This is a genomic window from Pseudomonas sp. JAI120 (assembly GCF_014207255.1).
In the GTDB taxonomy this organism is placed as follows: Bacteria; Pseudomonadota; Gammaproteobacteria; order Pseudomonadales; family Pseudomonadaceae; genus Aquipseudomonas.
Map to the genome: position 1 here is coordinate 280,338 of NZ_JACHCZ010000005.1, position 21,051 is coordinate 301,388.

Below are 21,051 nucleotides of genomic sequence, written 5' to 3' on the forward strand. Positions count from 1 at the left end.
TACATCTAGTTACACGCAGGGAGCGCCGTGTCCAAAAATGAAAAGCTGCTCGCCAAATGGCTCAACGAGCAGATGGCATTTACCTGGCCAGAGCTCGTCACGCTGCTGCGTCGTCTTGGCTACACACAGATTGAGGGGCTGGAAGCCGCGTCAAGTTCGACCTCGGCGATCCGGGTGCAATGAGCACCTTGCACAAGCCTCATCCCGGCAACGAACTGAAACACTACATTCGGCGCCAGATCATCGAACAATTGAAATCAGGAGAACTGATTCAGTGAACAACCAACTGAAACACAATGGCTACATCGGCTCTATCGAAGCCAGCCTCGAAGACAACTGCCTGTTCGGCAAGATCCTGTTCATCAAGGCACTGGTGAGCTACGAAGGCAAAACCGTCGCCGAACTGGACGCTGCATTTCGCGAAGCTGTGGACGACTACCTCACTACCTGCCAGGCCCTTGGGCAAACACCGGAGAAGCCGTGCAAAGGCTCTTTTAACGTGCGGGTCGGCCACGATCTTCATCTTGCCGCCGCCCTTGAAGCGACACGTAAAAAGGTGACCCTGAACGACCTGACGCGCCAGGCGCTGAACGAATTCCTGCAACATCACCGAGCGGACTCCGGCCCCGTGATTGGCTGACGTTTCGACGTTTCATTGTGGGTTATGACGCTCAACCCAACCGCCGATACCCCAGCACCGCTGACCCCATCACCACCGCCCCCGCCGCCAGCGCCACCCAGAATCCGCTGGCGGCGCCAAAATGGTCGATCATCCAGCCGGAGCTGGCGGCACCGATGGCCACGCCGATGCTCAGGCCGGTGATCAGCCAGGTCATGCCTTCGGTCAGGCGGCTCGCGGGCACGATCTTTTCCACCAGGGCCATGGACACGATCAGGGTCGGGGCGAAGAACAGTCCGGAAATGAAGATGGCCACCGCCAGGCCCGGAATGTGGGTGACCAGCAGCAACGGCAAGGTGGTCAGCGCCGTGGCCACGCCGCAGAACAGGAACTGCCGGGGCAATGGCGTCTTGAGCTTGAGGGTGCCAAAAGCCAACCCCGCCAGGCACGAACCGATGGCGTACACCGAGAGCACGATGCTTGCCGCCGCCGGCTGGCCCTGGTGCTGGGCAAAGGCCACGCTGACCACATCCACCACGCCAACGATCACCCCCATGGCCAGCAGCAGGATCATCAGGATCAGCACCGACGGTGACGCGATCAGCCAGCCCCGATGATGAGCGTGGTGCTCATGCACCGGGGGTTCGGTCGCACGTTGCATCACAAAGGTGGTAACGCCAACCGCCAGCAGCAGCGCGGCCACCAGAGGGCCGGCTTCGGGGAACAGCACCACGCTCAAGCCCACCGAAATCGGTGGGCCGATGATGAAGCACACCTCATCCAGCACCGATTCCAGGGCGAATGCGGTCTGCAGCTTAGGCTGGCCCCGGTACAGCTCGGTCCAGCGCGCCCGCACCATGGCTGACATATTCGGCATGCAACCTGCCAGGGCAGCAAACAGGAACAACGTCCAGGTCGGCGCCTGCAACCGCGTGCACAGCAACAGCATCAGCAGCGCCCCGCCGCCGATCAAGGCGGCAATCGGCAGCACCCGGCCTTGGCTGTACCGATCCACCAACCGTGACACCTGCGGCGCGCAAAACGCCGTGGCCAGGGCGAACACCGCCGCCACCGATCCGGCCAGGCCATAGCCGCCGTGCACCTGGGAGAGCATGGTGATCAGGCCAATACCGGCCATGGACACCGGCATGCGCGCCAGCATGCCGGCCAACACGAAGGCCCGGGCGCCGGGGACCTGGAACAACTCGGCGTAAGGGTTTGCCATGATTTAAACGTCTTCTGTCCTTAAATTGCGCATCCTTTTATCACACCAACCGCTTGATCTGCTTATGCCGCCACACCAACCGGTAATACGCGATCTGCAACCCCAGCATCGCCAGGTACGTCACCGGGAACGCCATCCACACGCCTTCCAGGCCGAAGTGCGCATTCAGCAGGTATGCCATCGGCAGCTCGACACACAGCACGCAGAAGATCGAAATCGCCACTGGCATCAGCACCACGCCGCTGGCGCGCATGATCCCACCGATCACGGCCTGGAAGCCGAATACGAGGATGCTCCACAACATGATGTGCAGCAGGTGTTCGGCGTTGATCCGCGCGGCATCGTCGGTGATGAACAGGCCCAGCAACCAGTGGGACAACCCATAACCCAGCACGATCAGGCCACCTGTCAGGCACGTATTGATCAACAGCCCGGTGCGCAGAATCGGCCCGATACGCTCCAGGCGCCCGGCCCCAATCGCCTGGGCCCCGAGGATCGAGGCGGTGATGGCGATCGACAGCGCCGGGAATTGCACGTAGTTGACGATCTGCGTCACCGCCCCATAGGCCGCCGTGGCCTGGGACCCGTGGCCGTTGACCAAAGCCAGGATGACCAGCTCCGACAGCGACAACACCACCATCTGCAAGCCTGTAGGCAAGCCGATGCGCAGGACTTTGCCGAGGATGACGCGGTCCAGGCGCAAGGCCGCGAGCAGTTCGCGATCCGGCGCCATCACATGGTTTTTATGGCGCAGGCGCAGGACCAGAAACAGCATTGCCGAGGCATTCCCCACCAGGCCTGCGTACACCGCGCTCTGGATACCCAGGGGCGGCAGGCCGATCCAGCCGCGAATCAGCGCCGGGGTCAGCAGCAGGCCGACCAGGGTCGAGACCATCAGCGCCAGCAGCGGCGAGATCGTGTCGCTGACACCGCGCAACAGTTGGGTGTAGAGGATAAACACCAGCAGCAGCGGCATGATCAACATCATCATCTGGGCATAGCCCACTGCATCATCGAGTACATCAATCGGTGTGCCCAATGCCTGCAACGCCGGGCGCGCAAACAGGCTGCCCAGCACCGCTGCGATCAGACCCACCAGTGCGCCGAGGGTCAGGGTGGCGCCGGTAATCGCCTTGACCATCCCGGTTTCCTGGGCACCCCACGCCTGGCCAATCAGCACCGAGGCGCCCGCCCCCAGGCCGATCACCAGGGCAATAAAGAAAAACACGATGGGAAACATCCCCGACACTGCCGCCAACGCCTGGGTGCCGAGCATTTGCCCGACATAAATGCCGTTGAGGGTGCCGGAAAAGCTTTGCAGGAAGTTGGACAGCACCATCGGTGCCAGAAAGATCAGGTAGATCTGCCACAGCGGGCGTTGCACAGGGCTTTGCATGAAAAACGGGGCCTCGGAGAACTAAAGCGTCCGAGGGTTATACCGTAATTGGATCCGATCTTCCTGTGCTTTGTCCTTGTACCGCGTCCACCACCAGGCAGGCATTGCGTACCGTGGCATTCAGGCGCAGGGCATTGCCCTCCAAGATACATTCGGCAATCGCCGGCTCCAGCTCCACCCGCAAACGCCGGCCCAGCGCACGTGCGCCGAACCGCGCATCGTGGTGACGGCACAGCCAGGCCCGCGCGTGTTCATCCAGCACCAACGAGCACTGTTGCGCCGCCAAGCGCTGATTGAGTTTGCCCAGCTCCACCTCCAGCAGTGCTTCCAGCCACTGAGCGTCGATGGGTTCGAACATCAGGATGCGGTCGATACGATTAAGGAACTCCGGTTCAAAATGACCATGCAGCGCCTCTTCCAATACAGCCGCCTCATCCCGGACAAATACCCGCAGCAACCGACGCCAACCTTGGGCGAACCGCTGACGATGACGACGCGCCTGCCGCGCGCCGATATTGCTGGTCATGAAGATCAGGCAGTTGCGAAAGTCCAGGGTGCGAGTGCCTGCGGCCAACGTCAGTTGGCCATTTTCCAGAATGCCCAGCAGGCTGCGCAGCACTTCCTGGCTGGCCTTTTCCAGTTCGTCGAACAGCACGATGCCAGGTCGGCTGTAGGTACCCTGGATCAACTCGCTGTTGAACAGGCTGATACCCTCCTTGCTGCCCACATAGCCGGGGGGCGCGCCAGTGAGCGCAGCGGTGTAATGTTCCTGGGCCAGGGTGTGCATGTCGATGCGGCAAAAGCCGTCGGCGCGGCCGTGCAGCGCCTGGGCCAGCAGGCGCACGACCTCGGTCTTGCCCACACCGGTCGGGCCCATGAACAGATTGACGCTTAGCGGTCGATCACGCTCACCGATATCCGCCTTGACCACCTTGAGCAAGCCTTCCACCTGAGCCAGTGCAGCGTCCTGGCCGACGATCCGGCTGCGCAACAACGCCATCACCTGCGCCGGTTCAAAGGTAAAGCGCATGCGCTACTCCAGCGTCTTTTCTTTACCGCCATGGGGCAATTGCCCCACCGGGCACTCGGCCACGCCCACCGTGCTGCGGGTGATTTTCTCCACATTCTCCTGCGCCTTTTGCGCATCCAGCACCCAGGTACGGTAGAACTCGAACGGACAGTCGGCCACGCCCTTGTCGCCATCGCCCGAGGCATGCATACCGGTGTAGCCGCGGTGCAGCAGCTTGAACAGATGGTTCTGCGACTGGTCATTGGCTCGCGCATCGCGAATCTGCGACACCGACAATTGCGCGTACTGGATGCCCATCTCCTCCTCACCGCACTCGCCCAACGTGCGCCCGTCAAAGCCGATGATCGCCGAGTGACCGAAGTACGAATACACCCCATCGAACCCAGACGCGTTGGCCACCGCCACGTAGCAGTTATTCGCCCAGGCCATGCTCTTGGACATCTGCACCTGCTGCTCCTTGGCCGGGTACATATAGCCCTGGCAGCGCACGATCAGCTCCGCGCCCTTCATCGCGCAATCGCGCCAGATCTCCGGGTAGTTGCCGTCATCACAGATGATCAGGCTGATCTTCATGCCTTTGGGTCCGTCGCACACGTAGGTGCGATCACCCGGGTACCACCCCTCGATGGGGCACCAGGGGATGCACTTGCGATAGCGCTGCACAATTTCGCCGCAGTTATTGATCAATACCAACGTGTTATAGGGCGCCTTGTGCGGATGCTCCTCATGGCGCTCGCCAGTGAGGGAAAACACGCCCCAGGTATTGGCCTGGCGGCAGGCGGCCGAGAAGATCGCCGTCTCGTCGCCAGGAATACTCGCAGCGGTCGCCATCATCTCGTCGTGGTCGTACATGATGCCCATGGTGCTGTATTCAGGGAACACCACCAAGTCCATGCCGGGCAGGCCCTGTTTCATGCCGAGGATAATGTCGGCAATCTTCTTCGCGTTGTCGATGACCTCGGCCTTGCTGTGCAGACGCGGCATCTTGTAGTTCACCACCGCGACACCGACGGTGTCCGGGCTGCTGGAAATATCGCCATGACGCATTGCAGTGCTCCTGCTCTAGTGACTGATCATCCACGGCCGCGGGCCGGTCCTGGTCTTGAGGCCCAACGGGTTGGCCTTGCTCGGCAGCTCCTTTTTGCGGGTGCCACAGCAACTGCATCCGGTCGGGTGTCGACGGCTTTCCTGATACTCACCGACGGTTTGCGGCGCGTTGGCGCTGCGCTCGTTGCCGGCGATGGCCTTGCGCTGGTTGGCCGACAGCGTTTGCAGCGCCGGGGCCGACACCAATAGCTGCCCGCCGGGCCCGGCGCAGTAAGGGCACTGGTTGGGCTCGTGGCGCTGGGCGATAGGCCGCAACATCGTGAACGTGCCGCAGGTGTCGCAGGCGTATTCGTAGGTCGGCATGGCTACAGGTCCGGAGCGATGGGCAAGTCGATACTGCCGTCGAGAAATAGGGTCGGCCCGTTGGCGTTGGGGTTGATATCGAACTCGAAGATTTCCGTGGGCAACCACAAGGTCGCGCAGGCATTCGGTATATCCACCACGCCACTGATGTGCCCCTGCACCGGTGCCGAGCCGAGCAACGCGTAACCCTGGGCTGGCGAATAGCCGAACTTGGTCAAATAGTTGATCGCATTCAGGCATGCCTGGCGGTAGGCGACGTTGACGTCCAGGTAGTGCTGCTGGCCCTGCTCGTCCACCGAGATGCCTTCGAAGATCAGGTAGTTCTTGTAGTGCGGCGTGATCGGGCTCGGCTTGAACACTGGGTTCTTGATCCCGTATTTGGCCATGCCGCCTTTGATCAGCTCGACTTTCATATGCACCCAGCCAGCCATTTCAATGGCGCCGCAAAAGGTGATTTCACCGTCGCCCTGACTGAAGTGCAGGTCGCCCACCGACAGCCCGGCGCCGTTGACGTAGACCGGGAAGAAGATCTTCGAACCCCGGGACAAATCCTTGATGTCGCAGTTACCGCCATGTTCACGCGGCGGCACGGTGCGCGCGCCGGTGGCGGCGGCATCGTCGCGGGCCTGCCCCTTGAGCTTGCCCATATGCGCGGTGGCGGCCAGCGGTGCGTTGGCCAGTGGCGGTACACGGGTTGGGTTGGTGTCGATCAGCTCCTGTTCACGGCGGTTCCAGTCGGCGAGCATCACCGGATCGGGCAAGCAGCCAATCAGACCAGGGTGGATCAGGCCGGCGAAATTCACCCCCGGAATATGCCGCGAGCGGGTGAACATGCCCTTGAAATCCCAGATGGCTTTTTGTGCGCTGGGGAAGTGATCAGTGAGAAAACCACCGCCATTCTGCCGGGAGAAAAACCCGTTGAAACCCCACTGTGAATCGGCCTTGGCACCGATATCGAGCAAGTCCACCACCAGCAGGTCTCCCGGCTCGGCGCCGTGCACACCCACCGGGCCCGACAGGTAATGCACGGTGGACAGGTCCACATCGCGCACATCGCTGGCGTCGTCGTTGTTCTTGATTGCGCCGGCGGTCCAGTCGTAGGTTTCCAGGATGAAGTCGTCGCCCGGCTTCACCCAGCACGCCATCGGGATATCCGGGTGCCAGCGGTTATGGATTTGCTCGTTCTCGGTAACAGGCTGGTTGAGGTCGACTTTGATCAGCGTTTCGGTCATGGACTGGCTCCTGGACGGATGACGTAGGGCGTTCGATCCAGTCTCGGGGAGCCAGGTAAATCGGGGAATACGTTGGATGACGTATGAGGTCAGACCTTGTCGCGTTTCATCTGCATGGTCAGGGTGAAACGATCGGTGGGGTAGACCGATTCCGACACGGCGATCAGCCCACCGGGCTCATCGCGATATTGACGAATGATGGCCAGGCCCAGTGCGCCACTTTGCGCTTTGAAGCAGTGCATCACCGGCGCTGGCGTCGACCTTGATGCTCGACACACAGAAGTAATGCCCCCCGGTTCCAGCCCCAGTCGCCGGGCCAACGCACTATCGAGTACGTTCGAGTTGAATGTGGCCAAGCCGGTGCTGATCCACAACGTAGAGCATTCACTGTTTATGACCACAGCACTCAACCCCGTACTGGGCTATGAACGCGTCGCTACGAAGCGAGGTGCCACCGAGACGGTCGGCGGCACCCTCGGTTCATCCAGCGGCAGTTGCACGCTTTTTATCGATCACGTGATCCAGGTTCGCCAGATCAAACCGCCCGTCCTTGTACCCAGGGCCGCCTTTGTCATTAACGCCAACATCCGTATCTTCCAGAAGCTGTTTGCGCTTGAGAAGTTCTGCCGCCGCTTGGCGCGCTTCCGGACTGTAGGCTTTATCCGAAGGCAACAACCCTGCTGCTTGTTTCAACTCCTTGAAGTTGACATAGTCATCACCATCACCGTACTCGACAAAGTTCGCTTTAATTGTTCTAAGCAGCTCTTCATCACTCATGCCTTTAAATCTATTGGAGGTATTACCGAGGTCGTCCCGGGTAAAACTCCCATCCAGCGTGCCTGTTTTACCTTCATCAAGTTCCTTGAACAAACTCCCCCGCGCCAGCAGTTCCTTGGCAATATTTATCTCATCCTGAGTGGCAGGTGTACCGTCCAGACGGTACCCCGAGGCCACTGCATTCAGCGACCTGTCGGTTATGGCGCCAGGGGTATTCGGGTCTTCCAGGGAACTGAAATGGGAGAGTACCTGATTGGAAAAGTCTTCCTTGCTGAGGTGGGTATAGGACTTACTCTCGGCATCAGGCATGCGCAAGACCTGGCCCCCACCGTAGTAGGGTTGCTGCGCGGCGAAGTTTGAATTGTCATACCTCGGCGATTGCCCGAAGTGCGGCTGGGGAAACTGCTGGTTGACCCTTTGCTGCTGCATGGCGCCGTTATAAGGCCCCGAGCGCGGCGACTGCTTGAAGGGTGCCTCCTGCGCTTCATAATGGTCAACGACGGCGGATACGTCCCCATGGCTGATAACGCCATCCTCCTGGCCTCCGTGGTTGATTGCGTCAAGCAGGTGTTCCATTTTCGGATTGTTGAGAATCGCGCGGGCCAACAGGGTCATCTGATCATGATAGGGGTTTCCCGTCGGAGGACGACCGGCAGCGTGCTGAAGCGAATCACGCGACACAAAAGCCGTTCCCGGGGTTCTGAAGTAATCAAAATTACCTGAAAAGTCTCGCGCGATTCTAGAGCTCTGAGCGCCCTCATAACCGCTATAACCATGACCCCTTCCAGCGCCATCAGTGACTGGATTAAAGCCAGTGCCGGCAACTGGCTGACAGTGGGGTTGTTGACGACAATACAGTTCCATAGCTACACCTCAGTGTTATGGGGGTCGATAAATGCCAATCCAATAAAACTGCTTGCTGGATCAACGCCCCTCTCTGTGGTGACTGATAATAAGCCGGTTCCAAAAAACCAATTAAATGTACAACTAAGCGCGGGAAAACTACTTGGACATACTCTGCATGCGCCCCGAGCAGCAATACGATAAAACCTGCCATGGCTGTCGGAGAGCGCCTGGAATAAACTTGTATCCTCGCAGCCTTTGCCGCCCTGCTCACACCGACAAGTACCGACTGATCGTCGCCTCATCCACCCGATCCCGGGTCTCTTCAATCACGAACCGCCCCTTCTCGATCACCAGGAAGCGGTCGGCGATCTCCAAGGTAAACGACAACACCTGCTCCGACACCACAATGGTCAGATCCCGCAGGTTGCGAATCTCCTTCAACGTGCGCGCGATGTCCTTGATGATCGACGGCTGAATACCCTCTGTCGGCTCATCCAGCAGCAGCACCTTGGGGTTGGTTGCCAACGCCCGGGCAATCGCCAGTTGCTGTTGCTGGCCGCCGGACAGGTTGCCACCCTTGCGCGATTGCATGTCGTAGAGCACCGGGAACAGTGCATACAAATCCTCCGGCACTTTCCCCCGCGCGGACGCCGACAGGCCGGTCTGGATATTTTCCAGCACGCTCATGCTCGGGAAAATCATGCGGCCCTGGGGCACATAGGCAATCCCGCGCGCTACCCGTTCATGGGTTTCCAGCGCCGACACATCCTGCCCGTCAACGCTGACCTGGCCCTTCCACTGCGGCAGGATGCCCATCAGGCTCTTGAACAAGGTGGTCTTGCCCATGCCATTGCGGCCCATCACCGCGACAATCTCGCGCTTGGCCACGCTCAGGTCCAGGTCGTGGAGGATCTGGCTCTGCCCGTAGCCGCAGGACAACTGGTCGATCTTGAACATGCGCGGTTCCTCAGTGGCCCAAATACACTTCGATGACTTTCGGATTGCTTTGCACCGACTCCATGCTGCCCTCGGCCAGCACCTTGCCCTGGTGCAGCACCGTGACTTTGTGGGCGATGCTTTTGACAAACTCCATGTCGTGCTCGATCACCAGCACCGAACGGCCCTGGCTGATGCGGTTGAGCAGCTCGGCGGTTTGCGCGCGTTCGTTGACGCTCATGCCGGCCACCGGTTCGTCGAGCATCAGCAGCTCGGGGTCTTGCATCAGCAGCATGCCGATCTCAAGCCACTGCTTTTGCCCGTGGGACAGCAGGTCGGCCTGTTGCTGCAGCAAATCGCCAAGGAAGATCTCCCGCGCCACCTCTTCCACCCGTGCAATCACCTGGGGGTTACGCTTGAAAAACAGCGCCCCCCACACCTTGCGACCTGCCGGATAAGACATCTCCAGGTTCTCGAACACCGTGAGGTTTTCGTAGATGGACGGGTTCTGGAACTTGCGTCCCACCCCTGCGCGCACGATGTTGTACTCGCGCATCTTGGTCAGTTCCTGGCCGTCGAACTGGATACTGCCGCTGGTGGCGCGGGTCTTGCCGCAGATCAGGTCGAGCACCGTGGTCTTGCCGGCGCCGTTGGGGCCGATCACCACGCGCACTTCGTTGCGGTCGATATACAGGTTGAGGTTGTCGACGGCTTTGAAGCCGTCGAACGAGACAGTGAGGCCTTCGATGGCCAGCACCGGTTTATTCATTTCAAAGCCGACGGCGGTCATGGCTGGGTCTCCAGGATCTTGGTGTTGGCCTTGGCTTTAACCGGGGTGTTCGCCACAGGTGTGCGCCGCAGCAGTTTCGCCAACGCCTGGCGCCCATGACTGTCCCACAAGCCGGCCAAACCGTTGGGGAAGTACATGACCACGGCGATAAACAGCCCGCCCATCAGGTAAAGCCACAGTTCGGGGAAGGATTCGGAAAAGTAGGTCTTGCCGTAGTTCACCAGCAGCGCGCCATACACCGCGCCGAGCAACGACATGCGCCCGCCCACCGCCGCAAAAATAACCATCTCGATCGACGGCACAATGCCCACGAACGACGGCGACATAAAGCCCACCTGCAAGGCGAACATCGCCCCGCCAATCGCCGAAAACGCGGCGGCCACGCAGAACACGAAGATCTTGAAGCTGGCCACGTCATACCCGGAAAAGCGCACGCGTTCTTCCTTGTCGCGCATGGCCATCAACAGCCGGCCGAGCTTGGACGCGAGGATGAAACGGCCGATAAAGATGCAGCCGAACAACAAGCCGGCGTTGATGAAGTACAACATCATCTTCGCGCTGTCGGTACGCAGGTCCCAGCCGAGCAGCGTCTTGAGGTCGGTGACGCCATTGACGCCACCCGTCAGGCCTTGCTGGCCGACGATCAGCACCGTGAGGATCAGCGCAATCGCCTGGGTGACGATGGAAAAATACACATCGCCTACGCGCCGCTTGAACAGCGCCATGCCGATGACAAACGCCAGCAGCACCGGCACGGCGATCACCGCCGCCAGGGTAAAGCTGAAACTGTGGAACGGCTGCCACAGCCAGGGCAACTCAGTGATCTGGTTCCAGTCCATGAAGTCAGGGATACCCGGTGTGGATTGGATCCTGGTGCTCTGCGGGTCCGATGCCTCAAGCTTGAGAAACATCGCCATGCAGTAGCCGCCAACCCCAAAAAACACGCCCTGCCCCAAACTGAGGATGCCGCCATACCCCCAGCACAGCACCAGGCCCACGGCGACAAACGCGTAGGTCAGGTACTTGCCGACCATATTCAGGCGAAAAGCGTCCAGGGTCAGGGGGAATATCACCAGGATCAGCAGCGCCAACAGCACGAGGCCGATCATGTTTTGCTGGCCGCCCAGCAGCTTGTCTAAAGCCTTCATCTGCTCGCCTCTACTTGCGCACTTTGATGGAGAACAGCCCTTGCGGGCGCAGCATCAGGATCAGAATCACCGAGGACAACGTAAGTACCTTGGCCATCGAACCACTGAGGAAAAACTCCGACAGCGATTGGGTCTGCGCGATCACGAACGCCGAGGCAATGGTGCCAAACAGACTTTGCGCACCACCGAACACCACCACCAGGAAGGTGTCGACAATGTACTGCGAACCTGCCGTGGGTCCCGTGGAGCCGATGGTGGTGAACGCCGCACCCGCCACGCCCGCCACGCCGCAGCCGAGGGCAAAGGTCATGCGGTCGACCTTGCGCGTATTGATGCCCACCGCGCGGCTCATCAGGCGGTTCTGTACGGTAGCGCGCACTTGCAAGCCCCAGCGCGAGCGGTACAGCATCAGGAAGATCACAGCGGTCAGCAGCAGGGTCAGGGCCATCATGAACAGGCCGTTGCGCGGGATTTCGATGGCGTCGGTGAAGTTTACCGAGCCCATCAGCCAGGTCGGCGGTTCGGCGCTGACTTCGCGGGCACCGAATACCGAGCGGAAGGTTTGCTGCATCATCAGCGACAAGCCCCACGTGGCGAGCAAGGTGTCCAGCGGGCGCTTGTACAAACGACTGATCATCGCCCACTCCACCAGCCAGCCAACGGCACCGGCCACCAGGAATGACAGGGCGATGGCGAAGAAGAAGTAATAGGGTTGGAAGCTCGGCGCAAAGTGCGCGGTAAGGCTGGAACATACGTAGGTGGTGTAGGCGCCGATGGTCAGGAACTCACCGTGGGCCATATTGATCACGCCCATCTGGCCGAAGATGATCGCCAGCCCCAAGGCCATCAGCAACAGCACGCAGAATACGGACAAGCCGTTGAACCCCTGCATCGCCGCGATGGCTCCAAATTCCGATAGCCATTCCATGATGATGGTCTCCTACAAAGAGATAAAATGCAGTCTGCTTTGGCTTTGCTGTATGCGGGAGGGGGCTTGCCCTCCCACATGTGGATCTGGGTTCGCCTGTTACTTATTGGTAGCCTTTGGGGAACGGGTTCGGCTCGATCAGATCCGACTCGTAGATCACCTTGAACTGGCCGTTGGGCAGTACTTCACCGATGCGCGACTTGCTCCACAGATGGTGGTTCTCGTGGATTTTCACGTAGCCTTCCGGCGCGGTTTTCAGCTCGATGCCTGGAGACGCGGCGACGACTTTATCCACGTCGAAACTGCCGGCCTTCTCCACCGCCGCTTTCCACAACCATGGCCCGAGGTAGGCCGCCTGGGTCACATCGCCGATCACCGAATCCTTGCCGTACTTGGCCTTGAACGCATCGACGAAGGCTTTGTTGTTGGGGTTGTCCAGGCTCTGGAAGTACTTCATCGAGGCGTAGAAGCCGGCCATGTTTTCGCCGCCGATGCCGAGCAGTTCGTCTTCGGTCACCGAGAGCGTCAACAGCGTCTGCTTGGACGCATTCACACCTGCCGCATTGAGCTGTTTATAGAACGCCACGTTGGAACCGCCGACCACTGCGGCGAACACCACGTCCGGCTTCTTCAGCTTGACCTTGTTGATCAGCGACCCGAACTGAGTGTTGCCCAGTGGGTAGTAGTCTTCGCCCACCACGGTGCCGTGCAGCACGTTTTCAATGTGCTTGCGCGCGATCTTCATCGACGTGCGCGGCCAGATGTAGTCGGAGCCGACCAGATAGAAGGTCTTGGCGCCTTTGGTCTTGGCGATCCAATCGAGGCTGGCGAGGATCTGCTGGGTCGCTTCCTGCCCTGTGTAGATGACGTTTTTCGACTGTTCCAGACCTTCGTAGAAGGTTGGGTAGTAGAGCAGGCCATTTTCTTTCTCGAAAATCGGCAGTACGGCTTTGCGCGAGGCCGAGGTCCAGCAGCCGAACACGGCGGCGACTTTGTCGTTGACCAGCAGCTTCTTGGCTTTTTCGGCGAAGGTCGGCCAGTCGGAGGCGCCGTCTTCCTGGATCACCTTGATCTGCCGTCCCAGAATCCCGCCCGAGGCGTTGATCTGCTCGATGGCCAGGCGCTCGGCCTGGATCGAGCCGGTCTCGGAGATCGCCATGGTGCCGGTGGCCGAGTGCAACTGGCCGACGGTGACTTCGGTGGGGGTCACAGCCAGGCCTTCGTTATCGGCCAGCACGCCCTGACTGAACAAAGCGGCCGCCAGTAATGACAGGGCCAACAGCGGTTTGGAGCGAATCAATCGTGATGCCATGGGGCGACTCCTCTGCAATGAGGAGGTCAGCATGGCGGCAGCCGGCCAGAGCGGGTATACGCAGCCTGACGTAACGGCATACGTCATTTGACGTATGCCGTTGCGCACGGTTTCAAGGCAGGTTGTGGCGAGCGACTTCACATGTGGGTCCTCAGCGTCTGCTGAGGCATAGAACTTGCTCAGTAATCACGCCAACTTCCCGGAGCCTACCCACCGTGCAATCCCCTCCCGGCACCCAGCGCATCGTCAAGATCCGCCGCGACTACAACACCTGGGTCGCCGACGAGACGATGGAAGACTACGCCCTGCGCTACACCCCCAAGTCCTTTCGCAAATGGTCGGAGTGGCGTATCGCGAACACCGCCTTGGGCGCGGTGTCGTTCCTGGCGCTGGAAGCCATCGGTGGCGTACTGGCCTTGAGTTACGGCTTCACCAACACCTTCTGGGCGATTCTGACCATCAGCCTGGTGATCTTCCTCACCGGCCTGCCCATCAGTTATTACGCCGCGCGCTACGGCGTGGACATGGACCTGCTCACCCGTGGCGCCGGCTTCGGCTATATCGGTTCCACCATCACCTCGCTGATCTACGCCAGCTTCACTTTCCTGTTTTTCGCCCTGGAAGCGGCGATCATGGCCTTGGCACTGGAGCTGTATTTCCATATCCCTCTGGGCATCGCCTATGTGATCTGCTCACTGCTGGTGATCCCGCTGGTGGCGTACGGTGTGACCCTGATCAGCCGCTTGCAACTGTGGACGCAACCCATCTGGCTGCTGTTGCTGGTGTTGCCCTACGGCTTTGTGGGGTGGAAAAACCCCGACGCCTTCAGCGACTGGACCAGCTTCGTCGGGCGCACTGGCGATGGTGGCGGCTTTAACCTGTTGGCGTTCAGCGCCGCCTGTACCGTGGCCCTGTCACTGGTCACGCAGATCGGCGAGCAAGTCGATTACCTGCGCTTCCTGCCGGAAAAAACCGCCGCCAACCGCACACGCTGGTGGGCCGCCCTGCTCTGTGCCGGCCCCGGCTGGATCATCCCCGGGGCGTTGAAAATGTTTGCCGGCGCGTTCCTCGCGTTTCTGGCCCTGCAACACGAAATCCCCATGGAGCGCGCCGCCGAGCCGACCCAGATGTACCTCGTCGCATTCCGCTACGTGTTCAGCTCACCGGAATGGGCACTCGGCGCCATGGTGCTGTTTGTGTTCATCTCGCAGATGAAGATCAACCTGACCAACGCCTACGCCGGTTCCCTGGCCTGGTCGAACTTCTTCGCCCGCGTGACTCACAGCCATCCCGGGCGCGTGGTATGGCTGGTGTTCAACGTGGCGATCGCGCTGATGCTGATGGAGCTGGGCGTATTCGATGTGATCGACCAGGTGCTGGGGCTGTACGCGAATATCGCGATTGCCTGGATCGGCACGCTGGTGGCCGACCTGGTGATCAACAAGCCCCTGGGGTTGTCGCCCAGGCATATAGAGTTCAAGCGCGCGCACCTTTACGATATCAACCCGGTGGGGGTCGGCTCGATGCTGATTGCCTCATTGCTGTCGATCCTCGCCCACTTCGGCCTGTTCGGCGCCCTTGCCCAGGCCGCGCCGCCCTTCGTTGCGCTGGGCACGGCACTGATCATGGCGCCGCTGTTGGCGTGGCTGACCCAGGGCAAGTACTACATCGCGCGCACCAGCGAAGTGCACTTGATTCATCCGGTGGCGCCCGCGACCCACGCGGTCTGCGGGCTGTGCAGCAACCCGTTCGAGACCGCCGACATGGCGTTCTGCCCAGCCTACAGCACGCCGATCTGTTCGTTGTGTTGCTCGCTGGATGCGCGCTGCGGCGACCGTTGCAAACCCCACGGGCGACTGGTAAGCCAATTCGAAGGCGTGTTGCGCTGGTTGCTGCCCAACACCTTGATGCCGCGCTTGCACACGCGCCTGGCGCATTACCTGGGTTTATTGCTCGCACTGGTGCTGATGCTTGCGGGGGCATTGGCGTTGATCTATGTCCAGGCTGCCCAAGGCTTGCCCCATTCGGAAACCCTCTACCAGGCGTTCTTCAAGGCTTTTCTCACCCTCTCGGTATTGGCCGCCGTGCTCGCGTGGTGGGTGGTGCTGACGCGCGAAAGCCGCCGCGTCGCCCAGGAAGAGTCCGACCGCCAGACCCTGCTGCTGATGCAGGAAATCGATGCCCACAGCCTCACCGACCAAGCCCTGCAACAGGCCAAGGAAGCCTCCGAAGCCGCCAACGCCGCCAAGAGCCGCTATGTCACCGGGTTGTCCCATGAACTGCGCACGCCGCTCAACAGCATTCTCGGCTTCACCCAGATTCTGCAGCGCGACAGCGCCATGCCCGAGCAGCATCAGGACGCACTGGCGACCATACTGCGCAGTGGCTCGCACCTGCTGTCGCTGATCGACGGCCTGCTCGACGTGGCCAAGATCGAGGCCGGCAAGCTGCGCCTGGAACTCACCGAAATCCCCTTTCCCGAGCTGATCCATGACCTGGAGCAAATGTTCACGCCCCAGGCCCGTGACAAGGGCCTGCGCTTTCGCCTGGACTGCGTGGGCAAGATCCCGGCAGTGGTGCGCGGCGATGAAAAACGCGTGCGCCAGATCCTGATCAACCTGCTCGGCAATGCGGTGAATTTCACCGACAGCGGCGAGGTGTGCCTGCGGGTCAGTTATCGGCGCGAGACCGCCAATTTTGAAATCATCGACACCGGTATCGGCATCGATCCGGGACAGTTGGAGCGGATTTTCCAGCCATTCGAACGTGGTGACCTGATGCGCCAGGACAAGGGCGTGGGCCTGGGCCTGACCATCACGCGCATGCTCACCTCGTTGATGGGTGGCGAGTTGCGTGTGACCAGTGAGCTGGACAAGGGCACGTGCTTCCAGGTGCGTTTGTTCCTGTCCCAAGTACGCGCGCCGCAAGCCGTGGTGCATGTGGAGCACGACATCATCGGTTATCACGGAGTACGCCGACGCATCCTGGTGGTGGATGACCATGTGGACCATCGCAAAGTGCTCAGCGGCATGCTGACGCCGCTGGGGTTTGAAGTGATCCAGGCCAGCAATGGCCAGGATGCGATCCGCCAGGTGGCGTTGCTGGCGCCGGACCTGATCCTGATGGACCTGTCGATGCCGACCCTGGATGGCTGGGAAACCAGCCGCCTGATCCGCCGCAATGCGCTGTCGAACGCGCCGATCATCGTGATCTCCGCCAACGCCTTTACCGACGACCGCGAACGCTGCATCGCCGCCGCCTGCAACGACTACCTGGCCAAGCCGGTGCGCACCCCGGAACTGCTCGGACGCCTGCAACAGCATCTGGATCTGCACTGGCTGCGGCGCACCAGAAGCTTGACACCGCCGACGCGACCCAGTGTGTTGCCCAGCCCTGACGACCTTGCCGCACTTGCCGAACTCAGCGCCATCGGCTATGTGCGCGGCCTGCACGAAAAGCTCGACACGATCCTTGAACAGCGCCCCGATACCAAACCCTTTATTACCAAGGTTCGCGGGCTGCTCAAGGGTTTCCGCCTGGATGAACTCAACCGAACCCTCAAGGAGGCCGAAGATGAATGCACTCACCCGCAGCACTGAACCCGGCGTGGTGCTGATCGTCGACGATACGCCCGACAACCTGGCGATGCTCTCCGATGCCCTCGACGACGCCGGCTACATGGTGCTGGTGGCCCTCGACGGCCTGAGCGCCCTGAACCGCGTGCAACGCCGGCGTCCGGACCTGATCCTGCTGGACGCGATGATGCCCGGCCTGGACGGTTTCGAGACCTGCCGCCGGCTCAAGGCCCAACCGGCCAGCGCGGATATCCCGGTGGTGTTCATGACCGGGCTGACCGACAGCAAACACGTGGTACGCGGTTTTGAGGTGGGCGGCAGTGATTACGTGACCAAGCCGATCCAGACCGACGAAGTCTTGGCGCGGGTGGCGGCGCATTTGCGCACGTCACGGATTTTGTTGTCGGCGCGAAAGGCGCAGCAGTCGAACGTGTTGACACTGGAAGATGAGCCGGCGCAAAAACTGCTATCGGCCAGGTTTCAACTGACCGAGCGCGAGGTGGAGGTGCTGCGCTGGGTGGCGTGCGGGAAAACCAATCGGGATATTGGCGATATTCTGGGGTTGAGTCCGCGCACGGTGAACAAGCACCTGGAGCATGTGTACGTGAAGTTGGGTGTGGAGACTCGGACAGCGGCCACATCAGTGGCCCTGGCAGCGATCTGAATGTGTGTGAGGCCCCAGGCGATCACTGATGGTCGCTACGCTCAACGCTGCCACCGCATGCCCATCGCGATTGAGGATCGGCACCGCCAAGCCCGCCATGCCTTCCAGCACCCACGCTGTACCTGGGCATGAACGGCGGCACCATGGTTTCCTGATGTTCAACCGCCTGCAGGGCGGCGACGAAACCAACGTGGAGCCCGGCTTCAAGGCCTGGCCAAAAACCGTCGGCCCCAACGTGCTGGAATACATCGCCAGCTCGGCGAAGATCTCCGAGGGGGGTGCAAGCCGACGAAGCCGCACTCTTGCCCCTCACCCCGACCCAGGTCGCTACCCAGAAACTGCTCGGCGTGCCGATGGAATATGCGCGGCCCAAGGAAGGCGCTGTGGAGTCGGTCGATTGAGCGTTGAGCATGGGAACGATCATGGAACGATGGGTTGCGCGCGTTTGTGGGCGGTCTTCAGGTAGGCGCGTTCCACGATGTCCCGCACCCGCTCACTCACCGGCTCGCCCATCAGGTACGCATCGATCTCTTCGTACGTGCAGCCATAGGCCTGTTCATCCAGCTTGCCCGGCGCCAGTTCCTCGAGGTCGGCCGTGGGTTGCTTGTGCACCAGGTTCGCCGGCGCGCCAAGGGCACTGGCCAACAGGCGCACCTGGGTCTTGGTCAGGCCCGACAGCGGTGCCAGGTCGCAGGCGCCGTCGCCGAATTTGGTGAAAAAACCCATCAGTGCTTCGGCGCCATGGTCGGTGCCGACCACCAGGCCATTGTGCAGGTTGGCCACGGCGTACTGGGCGATCATGCGGGTGCGGGCCTTGACGTTGCCTTTGATGAAGTCGACCTGGGCGGCGCTGGCGGCGGTGGCGGTCAGGCTGGCCATCAGGCCGTCGACGCTGGCGCCGATGTTCAGGGTGTCGATGTGGTCCGGGGTGATGAAATCCAGCGAGGCCTGGGCGTCGCTCTCATCGGCCTGGGTCTTGTAGGGCAGGCGCATGGCGATAAAGCGCGCGGCGTAGTCCTCGGTACGCAATTGCTCCACCGCCAGCTGGCACAGGCGGCCGGCGGTGAGGGAATCGACGCCGCCGCTGATCCCCAGTACCAGGGCCTTGCAGCCTGAATGGCGCAAGGTGGTCTTGATGAAGTCAATGCGCCGCTGGATTTCCTGGGATTCACCGCCCTTCACCAATGTGCGATCGATATTGAGTTCCTGCGCGATACGTTCCTGCATGTCACACCTCCACGTTGCCGACATTGAATACCTTCGCTGCGTACTGCAAAAACGAGGGGTCTTCGCAGACGTTCTTCACCGGGTCATCGGAGAACTTCACCACCGGTTCGCCGTGCACGCGCACCAGCTTCATGACGATGCTCAGCGGCTCCACGCCCTCCACATCACAGGCCAGGCTGGTGCCCATGCCGAAACCGAACTTGGCCTTGCCACGGATGTGCCGCAGGATCGGCAGGCACTTTTCGAAGTTCAGGCCGTCGGAGAACATCAGGTCCTTGGTCATCGGGTCGATGCCCAGCTGTTTGTAGCGGGCCAGCACCTTGTCGGCCCAGGCGATGGGATCACCGGAGTCCTGGCGCAGGCCGTCGTAGAGCTTGGCGAAGTACAGGTCGAAATCCTTGAGGAAAAAATCGGTGCTGATGGTGTCGGTCAAGGCAATGCCCAGGCGACCGCGGTATTCACGCACCCAGTTTTCCAGGCCGGCGTTCTGGCTTTCGCGCAACCGCCCCAGTTGCTGGTGCACCATCATCCACTGGTGCGCCATGGTGCCGATCAGCGGCAGGTCGAATTCGTAAGCCAGGTGCGCATTGCTGGTACCGACGAACTGGCCGGGGAAGTCGCGGCGCATGATGTCCACTACTTCGCGCTGGGCCTTGAACGACAGGCGCCGGCGCGTGGAGAAGTCGGAGACGCGCAGGTCGGCCAACTCGTCGCGGCTGAGGTTTTTCTCCAGCCAGTCGAACTTCTGGTAGAGCTTGCGGGTGACGTCTTCCAGGGTCACGTCGGGGTATTTGGCGCGGTTGCGCAGCTCGCTGACCAGTGCCAGTACCGGTTGCTCGAACATGATGCAGTGCAGCATCGGCCCGACCACACGGATGTTCAGTTGGCCGTCGACTTCGCTGACGTGGATATAGCGCAGGTTGAAGCGGAACAGGCCGAGGAAGCGTTCGTAGTCGGGGGTCAGGTATTCGCGAAAGCGTGGGTTGAACAGAAAGCGCAACTCGCCCTCACGCATCTGCAGGCCGGCCATGTTCTCAAGCTCGGCGCGCAGTTCGGGGATCAGGTGGCCGAGGTTTTCCTTGGAGCGCACGATGAAGTTGTATTCCACATCGACATTCGGGTGCTGGTGCAACACCGCCTGCATCATGGTGAAGGTGTAGTAGTCGGTGTCGAGCAAACCCTGGATAACCGGGGCTTCGTAGTCGTAGGCACTTTCCATGGTGTATCTCCTTAACGCGTGGCCATCGCGGCCAGTTCTTCGCGGGTGCTGCTGATGACAGCACCGGCCTTGAGCAACTCATTGACGGCCTGTACGCCGCCCTCCTCGCTGATCCCCCGGCACGCCGGCAGGTGCAGGACCACCTCCAGGCCGGCCTTGAGCAGTTGCAAGGCGGTGGTCTTGACGCAGTAGTCCAGGGCCAGGCCGCCGACGATCACGCGGCTGACGCCCTGGGCCTTGAGGTACTCGATCACGCCGGTGGAGAGTTTGTCGTGCAGGTCGTGGTAGCAGGCGCCATAGGGGTGCAGGTCGGGTTCGACGCCCTTCCAGATGAAGTAGTCGTAGTCATAGGGCGTGGGCAACTCGTCGAGCAAGGTAAAGCCTTCGGTGCCCGGTACGCAGTGGCTGACCCAGGTTACATCGGCATGGGCCAGGCCGGTGGGCTGGAGCATCTCGCTGTGCTGCGCGACCACCCAGGGTGCGTGCGGGGTGTGGGCGTCCTTGCTGCCGACGCGGTGGCCGGCGAGGCTGGCCATGTAGTTGAGTTCGGCACCGATCTGGTCACCGCCGGCCACCGGCAACTCGTTGGGGCACAGCGGCGTGAAGCTCTTCTGGGCATCGACGTCGAATGAAGCAATGGCAGTTTTCGCAAGGGTCATGGCGGTTCTCCTGTGGCCCGAAAACAAAAGTACACGTCATGTACTTTCATTGCAAGAA

General features: G+C 60.9%; 18 protein-coding genes and 4 pseudogenes. 5 read left to right on the forward strand and 17 right to left on the reverse strand.

Annotation, left to right across the window (positions count from 1 at the left end; genetic code table 11):
* Positions 1-27: 27 nt before the first annotated feature.
* A pseudogene (locus tag HDC32_RS24890) lies at positions 28-278 on the forward strand (type II toxin-antitoxin system HicA family toxin).
* The gene (locus tag HDC32_RS24895) at positions 275-640 is read left to right on the forward strand and encodes a type II toxin-antitoxin system HicB family antitoxin (RefSeq protein WP_184745911.1); all 366 of its coding nucleotides are present in this window, start codon (positions 275-277) and stop codon (positions 638-640) included. Before HDC32_RS24890 ends, HDC32_RS24895 begins: the two are co-directional and overlap by 4 nt.
* A 31-nt stretch (positions 641-671) precedes the next feature.
* On the opposite strand, the gene HDC32_RS24900 is transcribed toward HDC32_RS24895, so the two are convergent.
* The 13 genes and pseudogenes from HDC32_RS24900 to urtA form a co-directional block, all read right to left on the reverse strand.
* Positions 672-1,844, reverse strand: coding sequence for an MFS transporter (locus HDC32_RS24900; protein WP_184745913.1), 1,173 nt, complete (start codon positions 1,842-1,844; stop codon positions 672-674).
* A 40-nt stretch (positions 1,845-1,884) separates the two neighbouring features.
* Positions 1,885-3,240 (reverse strand): MATE family efflux transporter, encoded by a 1,356-nt coding sequence (locus tag HDC32_RS24905; RefSeq protein ID WP_145337233.1) that lies wholly within the window; start codon positions 3,238-3,240, stop codon positions 1,885-1,887.
* Positions 3,241-3,277: 37 nt separating this feature from the next.
* Positions 3,278-4,270 carry an AAA family ATPase gene (locus HDC32_RS24910; protein ID WP_131700173.1) on the reverse strand — a complete coding sequence of 331 codons (993 nt, stop codon included), beginning with the start codon at positions 4,268-4,270 and terminating at the stop codon, positions 3,278-3,280.
* A 3-nt stretch (positions 4,271-4,273) separates the two neighbouring features.
* A complete protein-coding gene (locus HDC32_RS24915; RefSeq protein ID WP_131700172.1) occupies positions 4,274-5,317 on the reverse strand; it encodes an aliphatic amidase in 1,044 nt (347 codons plus the stop codon).
* 15 nt (positions 5,318-5,332) lie between these two features.
* The gene (locus HDC32_RS24920) at positions 5,333-5,680 is read right to left on the reverse strand and encodes a zinc ribbon domain-containing protein (RefSeq protein WP_131700171.1); all 348 of its coding nucleotides are present in this window, start codon (positions 5,678-5,680) and stop codon (positions 5,333-5,335) included.
* A gap of 2 nt (positions 5,681-5,682) precedes the next feature.
* Positions 5,683-6,912, reverse strand: a complete 1,230-nt coding sequence (gene fmdA, locus HDC32_RS24925; protein ID WP_131700170.1) for a formamidase — start codon at positions 6,910-6,912, stop codon at positions 5,683-5,685.
* Between the two features lie 89 nt (positions 6,913-7,001).
* A pseudogene (locus HDC32_RS32135) lies at positions 7,002-7,142 on the reverse strand (GntR family transcriptional regulator); the annotation flags it as partial.
* 250 nt (positions 7,143-7,392) lie between these two features.
* Positions 7,393-8,553 (reverse strand): hypothetical protein, encoded by a 1,161-nt coding sequence (locus tag HDC32_RS24935; RefSeq protein WP_184745915.1) that lies wholly within the window; start codon positions 8,551-8,553, stop codon positions 7,393-7,395.
* A gap of 249 nt (positions 8,554-8,802) precedes the next feature.
* Positions 8,803-9,492 carry an urea ABC transporter ATP-binding subunit UrtE gene (urtE, locus tag HDC32_RS24940; protein ID WP_145337231.1) on the reverse strand — a complete coding sequence of 230 codons (690 nt, stop codon included), beginning with the start codon at positions 9,490-9,492 and terminating at the stop codon, positions 8,803-8,805.
* A 10-nt stretch (positions 9,493-9,502) separates the two neighbouring features.
* Positions 9,503-10,261 (reverse strand): urea ABC transporter ATP-binding protein UrtD, encoded by a 759-nt coding sequence (gene urtD / locus HDC32_RS24945; RefSeq protein WP_145337230.1) that lies wholly within the window; start codon positions 10,259-10,261, stop codon positions 9,503-9,505.
* Complete coding sequence (urtC, locus tag HDC32_RS24950) at positions 10,258-11,409, reverse strand: urea ABC transporter permease subunit UrtC (RefSeq protein ID WP_145337229.1); 1,152 nt, start codon at positions 11,407-11,409, stop codon at positions 10,258-10,260. Before urtC ends, urtD begins: the two co-directional genes overlap by 4 nt.
* 10 nt (positions 11,410-11,419) lie before the next feature.
* Positions 11,420-12,337 (reverse strand): urea ABC transporter permease subunit UrtB, encoded by a 918-nt coding sequence (gene urtB / locus HDC32_RS24955; RefSeq protein ID WP_178116768.1) that lies wholly within the window; start codon positions 12,335-12,337, stop codon positions 11,420-11,422.
* Positions 12,338-12,440: 103 nt separating this feature from the next.
* A complete protein-coding gene (gene urtA / locus HDC32_RS24960) occupies positions 12,441-13,649 on the reverse strand; it encodes an urea ABC transporter substrate-binding protein (RefSeq protein ID WP_131700166.1) in 1,209 nt (402 codons plus the stop codon).
* Positions 13,650-13,864: 215 nt separating this feature from the next.
* Between urtA and HDC32_RS24965 the strand changes: the two genes are divergently transcribed.
* The gene (locus tag HDC32_RS24965; protein WP_131700165.1) at positions 13,865-17,248 is read left to right on the forward strand and encodes an ATP-binding protein; all 3,384 of its coding nucleotides are present in this window, start codon (positions 13,865-13,867) and stop codon (positions 17,246-17,248) included.
* Positions 17,223-17,888: a response regulator gene (locus HDC32_RS24970; protein ID WP_131700164.1), complete on the forward strand. Its 666-nt coding sequence runs from the start codon at positions 17,223-17,225 to the stop codon at positions 17,886-17,888. The genes HDC32_RS24965 and HDC32_RS24970 overlap by 26 nt, the downstream gene beginning before the upstream one ends.
* A 9-nt stretch (positions 17,889-17,897) precedes the next feature.
* On the opposite strand, the pseudogene HDC32_RS24975 reads toward HDC32_RS24970, so the two are convergent.
* Positions 17,898-17,999, reverse strand: a pseudogene (locus tag HDC32_RS24975) (IclR family transcriptional regulator); the annotation flags it as partial.
* Between the two features lie 31 nt (positions 18,000-18,030).
* Between HDC32_RS24975 and HDC32_RS24980 the strand changes: the two are divergent.
* A pseudogene (locus tag HDC32_RS24980) lies at positions 18,031-18,274 on the forward strand (ABC transporter substrate-binding protein); the annotation flags it as partial.
* A 34-nt stretch (positions 18,275-18,308) separates the two neighbouring features.
* Here the strand turns inward: HDC32_RS24980 and nadE are convergent.
* From nadE to HDC32_RS24995, 3 genes are read right to left on the reverse strand one after another with little or no spacing between them, the layout of a single operon-like run.
* Positions 18,309-19,115, reverse strand: a complete 807-nt coding sequence (gene nadE / locus HDC32_RS24985) for an ammonia-dependent NAD(+) synthetase (RefSeq protein WP_184745917.1) — start codon at positions 19,113-19,115, stop codon at positions 18,309-18,311.
* A gap of 1 nt (position 19,116) precedes the next feature.
* Entirely contained in the window at positions 19,117-20,334 is a 1,218-nt protein-coding gene (gene pncB, locus HDC32_RS24990) for a nicotinate phosphoribosyltransferase (protein WP_184745919.1), read from the reverse strand.
* 11 nt (positions 20,335-20,345) lie between these two features.
* Positions 20,346-20,993 carry a nicotinamidase gene (locus HDC32_RS24995; RefSeq protein ID WP_184745921.1) on the reverse strand — a complete coding sequence of 216 codons (648 nt, stop codon included), beginning with the start codon at positions 20,991-20,993 and terminating at the stop codon, positions 20,346-20,348.
* Positions 20,994-21,051: the final 58 nt, after the last annotated feature.

Excerpts from the sequence above, each read along its gene's own strand:
- HDC32_RS24920 (WP_131700171.1), bottom strand. The coding sequence starts at position 5,680 with ATGCCGACCTACGAATACGCCTGCGACACCTGCGGCACGTTCACGATG.
- nadE (WP_184745917.1), bottom strand. The coding sequence starts at position 19,115 with ATGCAGGAACGTATCGCGCAGGAACTCAATATCGATCGCACATTGGTG.
- HDC32_RS24905 (WP_145337233.1), bottom strand. The coding sequence starts at position 3,240 with ATGCAAAGCCCTGTGCAACGCCCGCTGTGGCAGATCTACCTGATCTTT.
- HDC32_RS24910 (WP_131700173.1), bottom strand. The coding sequence starts at position 4,270 with ATGCGCTTTACCTTTGAACCGGCGCAGGTGATGGCGTTGTTGCGCAGC.
- HDC32_RS24900 (WP_184745913.1), bottom strand. The coding sequence starts at position 1,844 with ATGGCAAACCCTTACGCCGAGTTGTTCCAGGTCCCCGGCGCCCGGGCC.
- urtC (WP_145337229.1), bottom strand. The coding sequence starts at position 11,409 with ATGAAGGCTTTAGACAAGCTGCTGGGCGGCCAGCAAAACATGATCGGC.
- HDC32_RS24995 (WP_184745921.1), bottom strand. The coding sequence starts at position 20,993 with ATGACCCTTGCGAAAACTGCCATTGCTTCATTCGACGTCGATGCCCAG.
- fmdA (WP_131700170.1), bottom strand. The coding sequence starts at position 6,912 with ATGACCGAAACGCTGATCAAAGTCGACCTCAACCAGCCTGTTACCGAG.
- urtD (WP_145337230.1), bottom strand. The coding sequence starts at position 10,261 with ATGACCGCCGTCGGCTTTGAAATGAATAAACCGGTGCTGGCCATCGAA.
- HDC32_RS24935 (WP_184745915.1), bottom strand. The coding sequence starts at position 8,553 with ATGGAACTGTATTGTCGTCAACAACCCCACTGTCAGCCAGTTGCCGGC.
- urtE (WP_145337231.1), bottom strand. The coding sequence starts at position 9,492 with ATGTTCAAGATCGACCAGTTGTCCTGCGGCTACGGGCAGAGCCAGATC.
- HDC32_RS24915 (WP_131700172.1), bottom strand. The coding sequence starts at position 5,317 with ATGCGTCATGGCGATATTTCCAGCAGCCCGGACACCGTCGGTGTCGCG.
- HDC32_RS24970 (WP_131700164.1), top strand. The coding sequence starts at position 17,223 with ATGAATGCACTCACCCGCAGCACTGAACCCGGCGTGGTGCTGATCGTC.
- urtB (WP_178116768.1), bottom strand. The coding sequence starts at position 12,337 with ATGGAATGGCTATCGGAATTTGGAGCCATCGCGGCGATGCAGGGGTTC.
- pncB (WP_184745919.1), bottom strand. The coding sequence starts at position 20,334 with ATGGAAAGTGCCTACGACTACGAAGCCCCGGTTATCCAGGGTTTGCTC.
- urtA (WP_131700166.1), bottom strand. The coding sequence starts at position 13,649 with ATGGCATCACGATTGATTCGCTCCAAACCGCTGTTGGCCCTGTCATTA.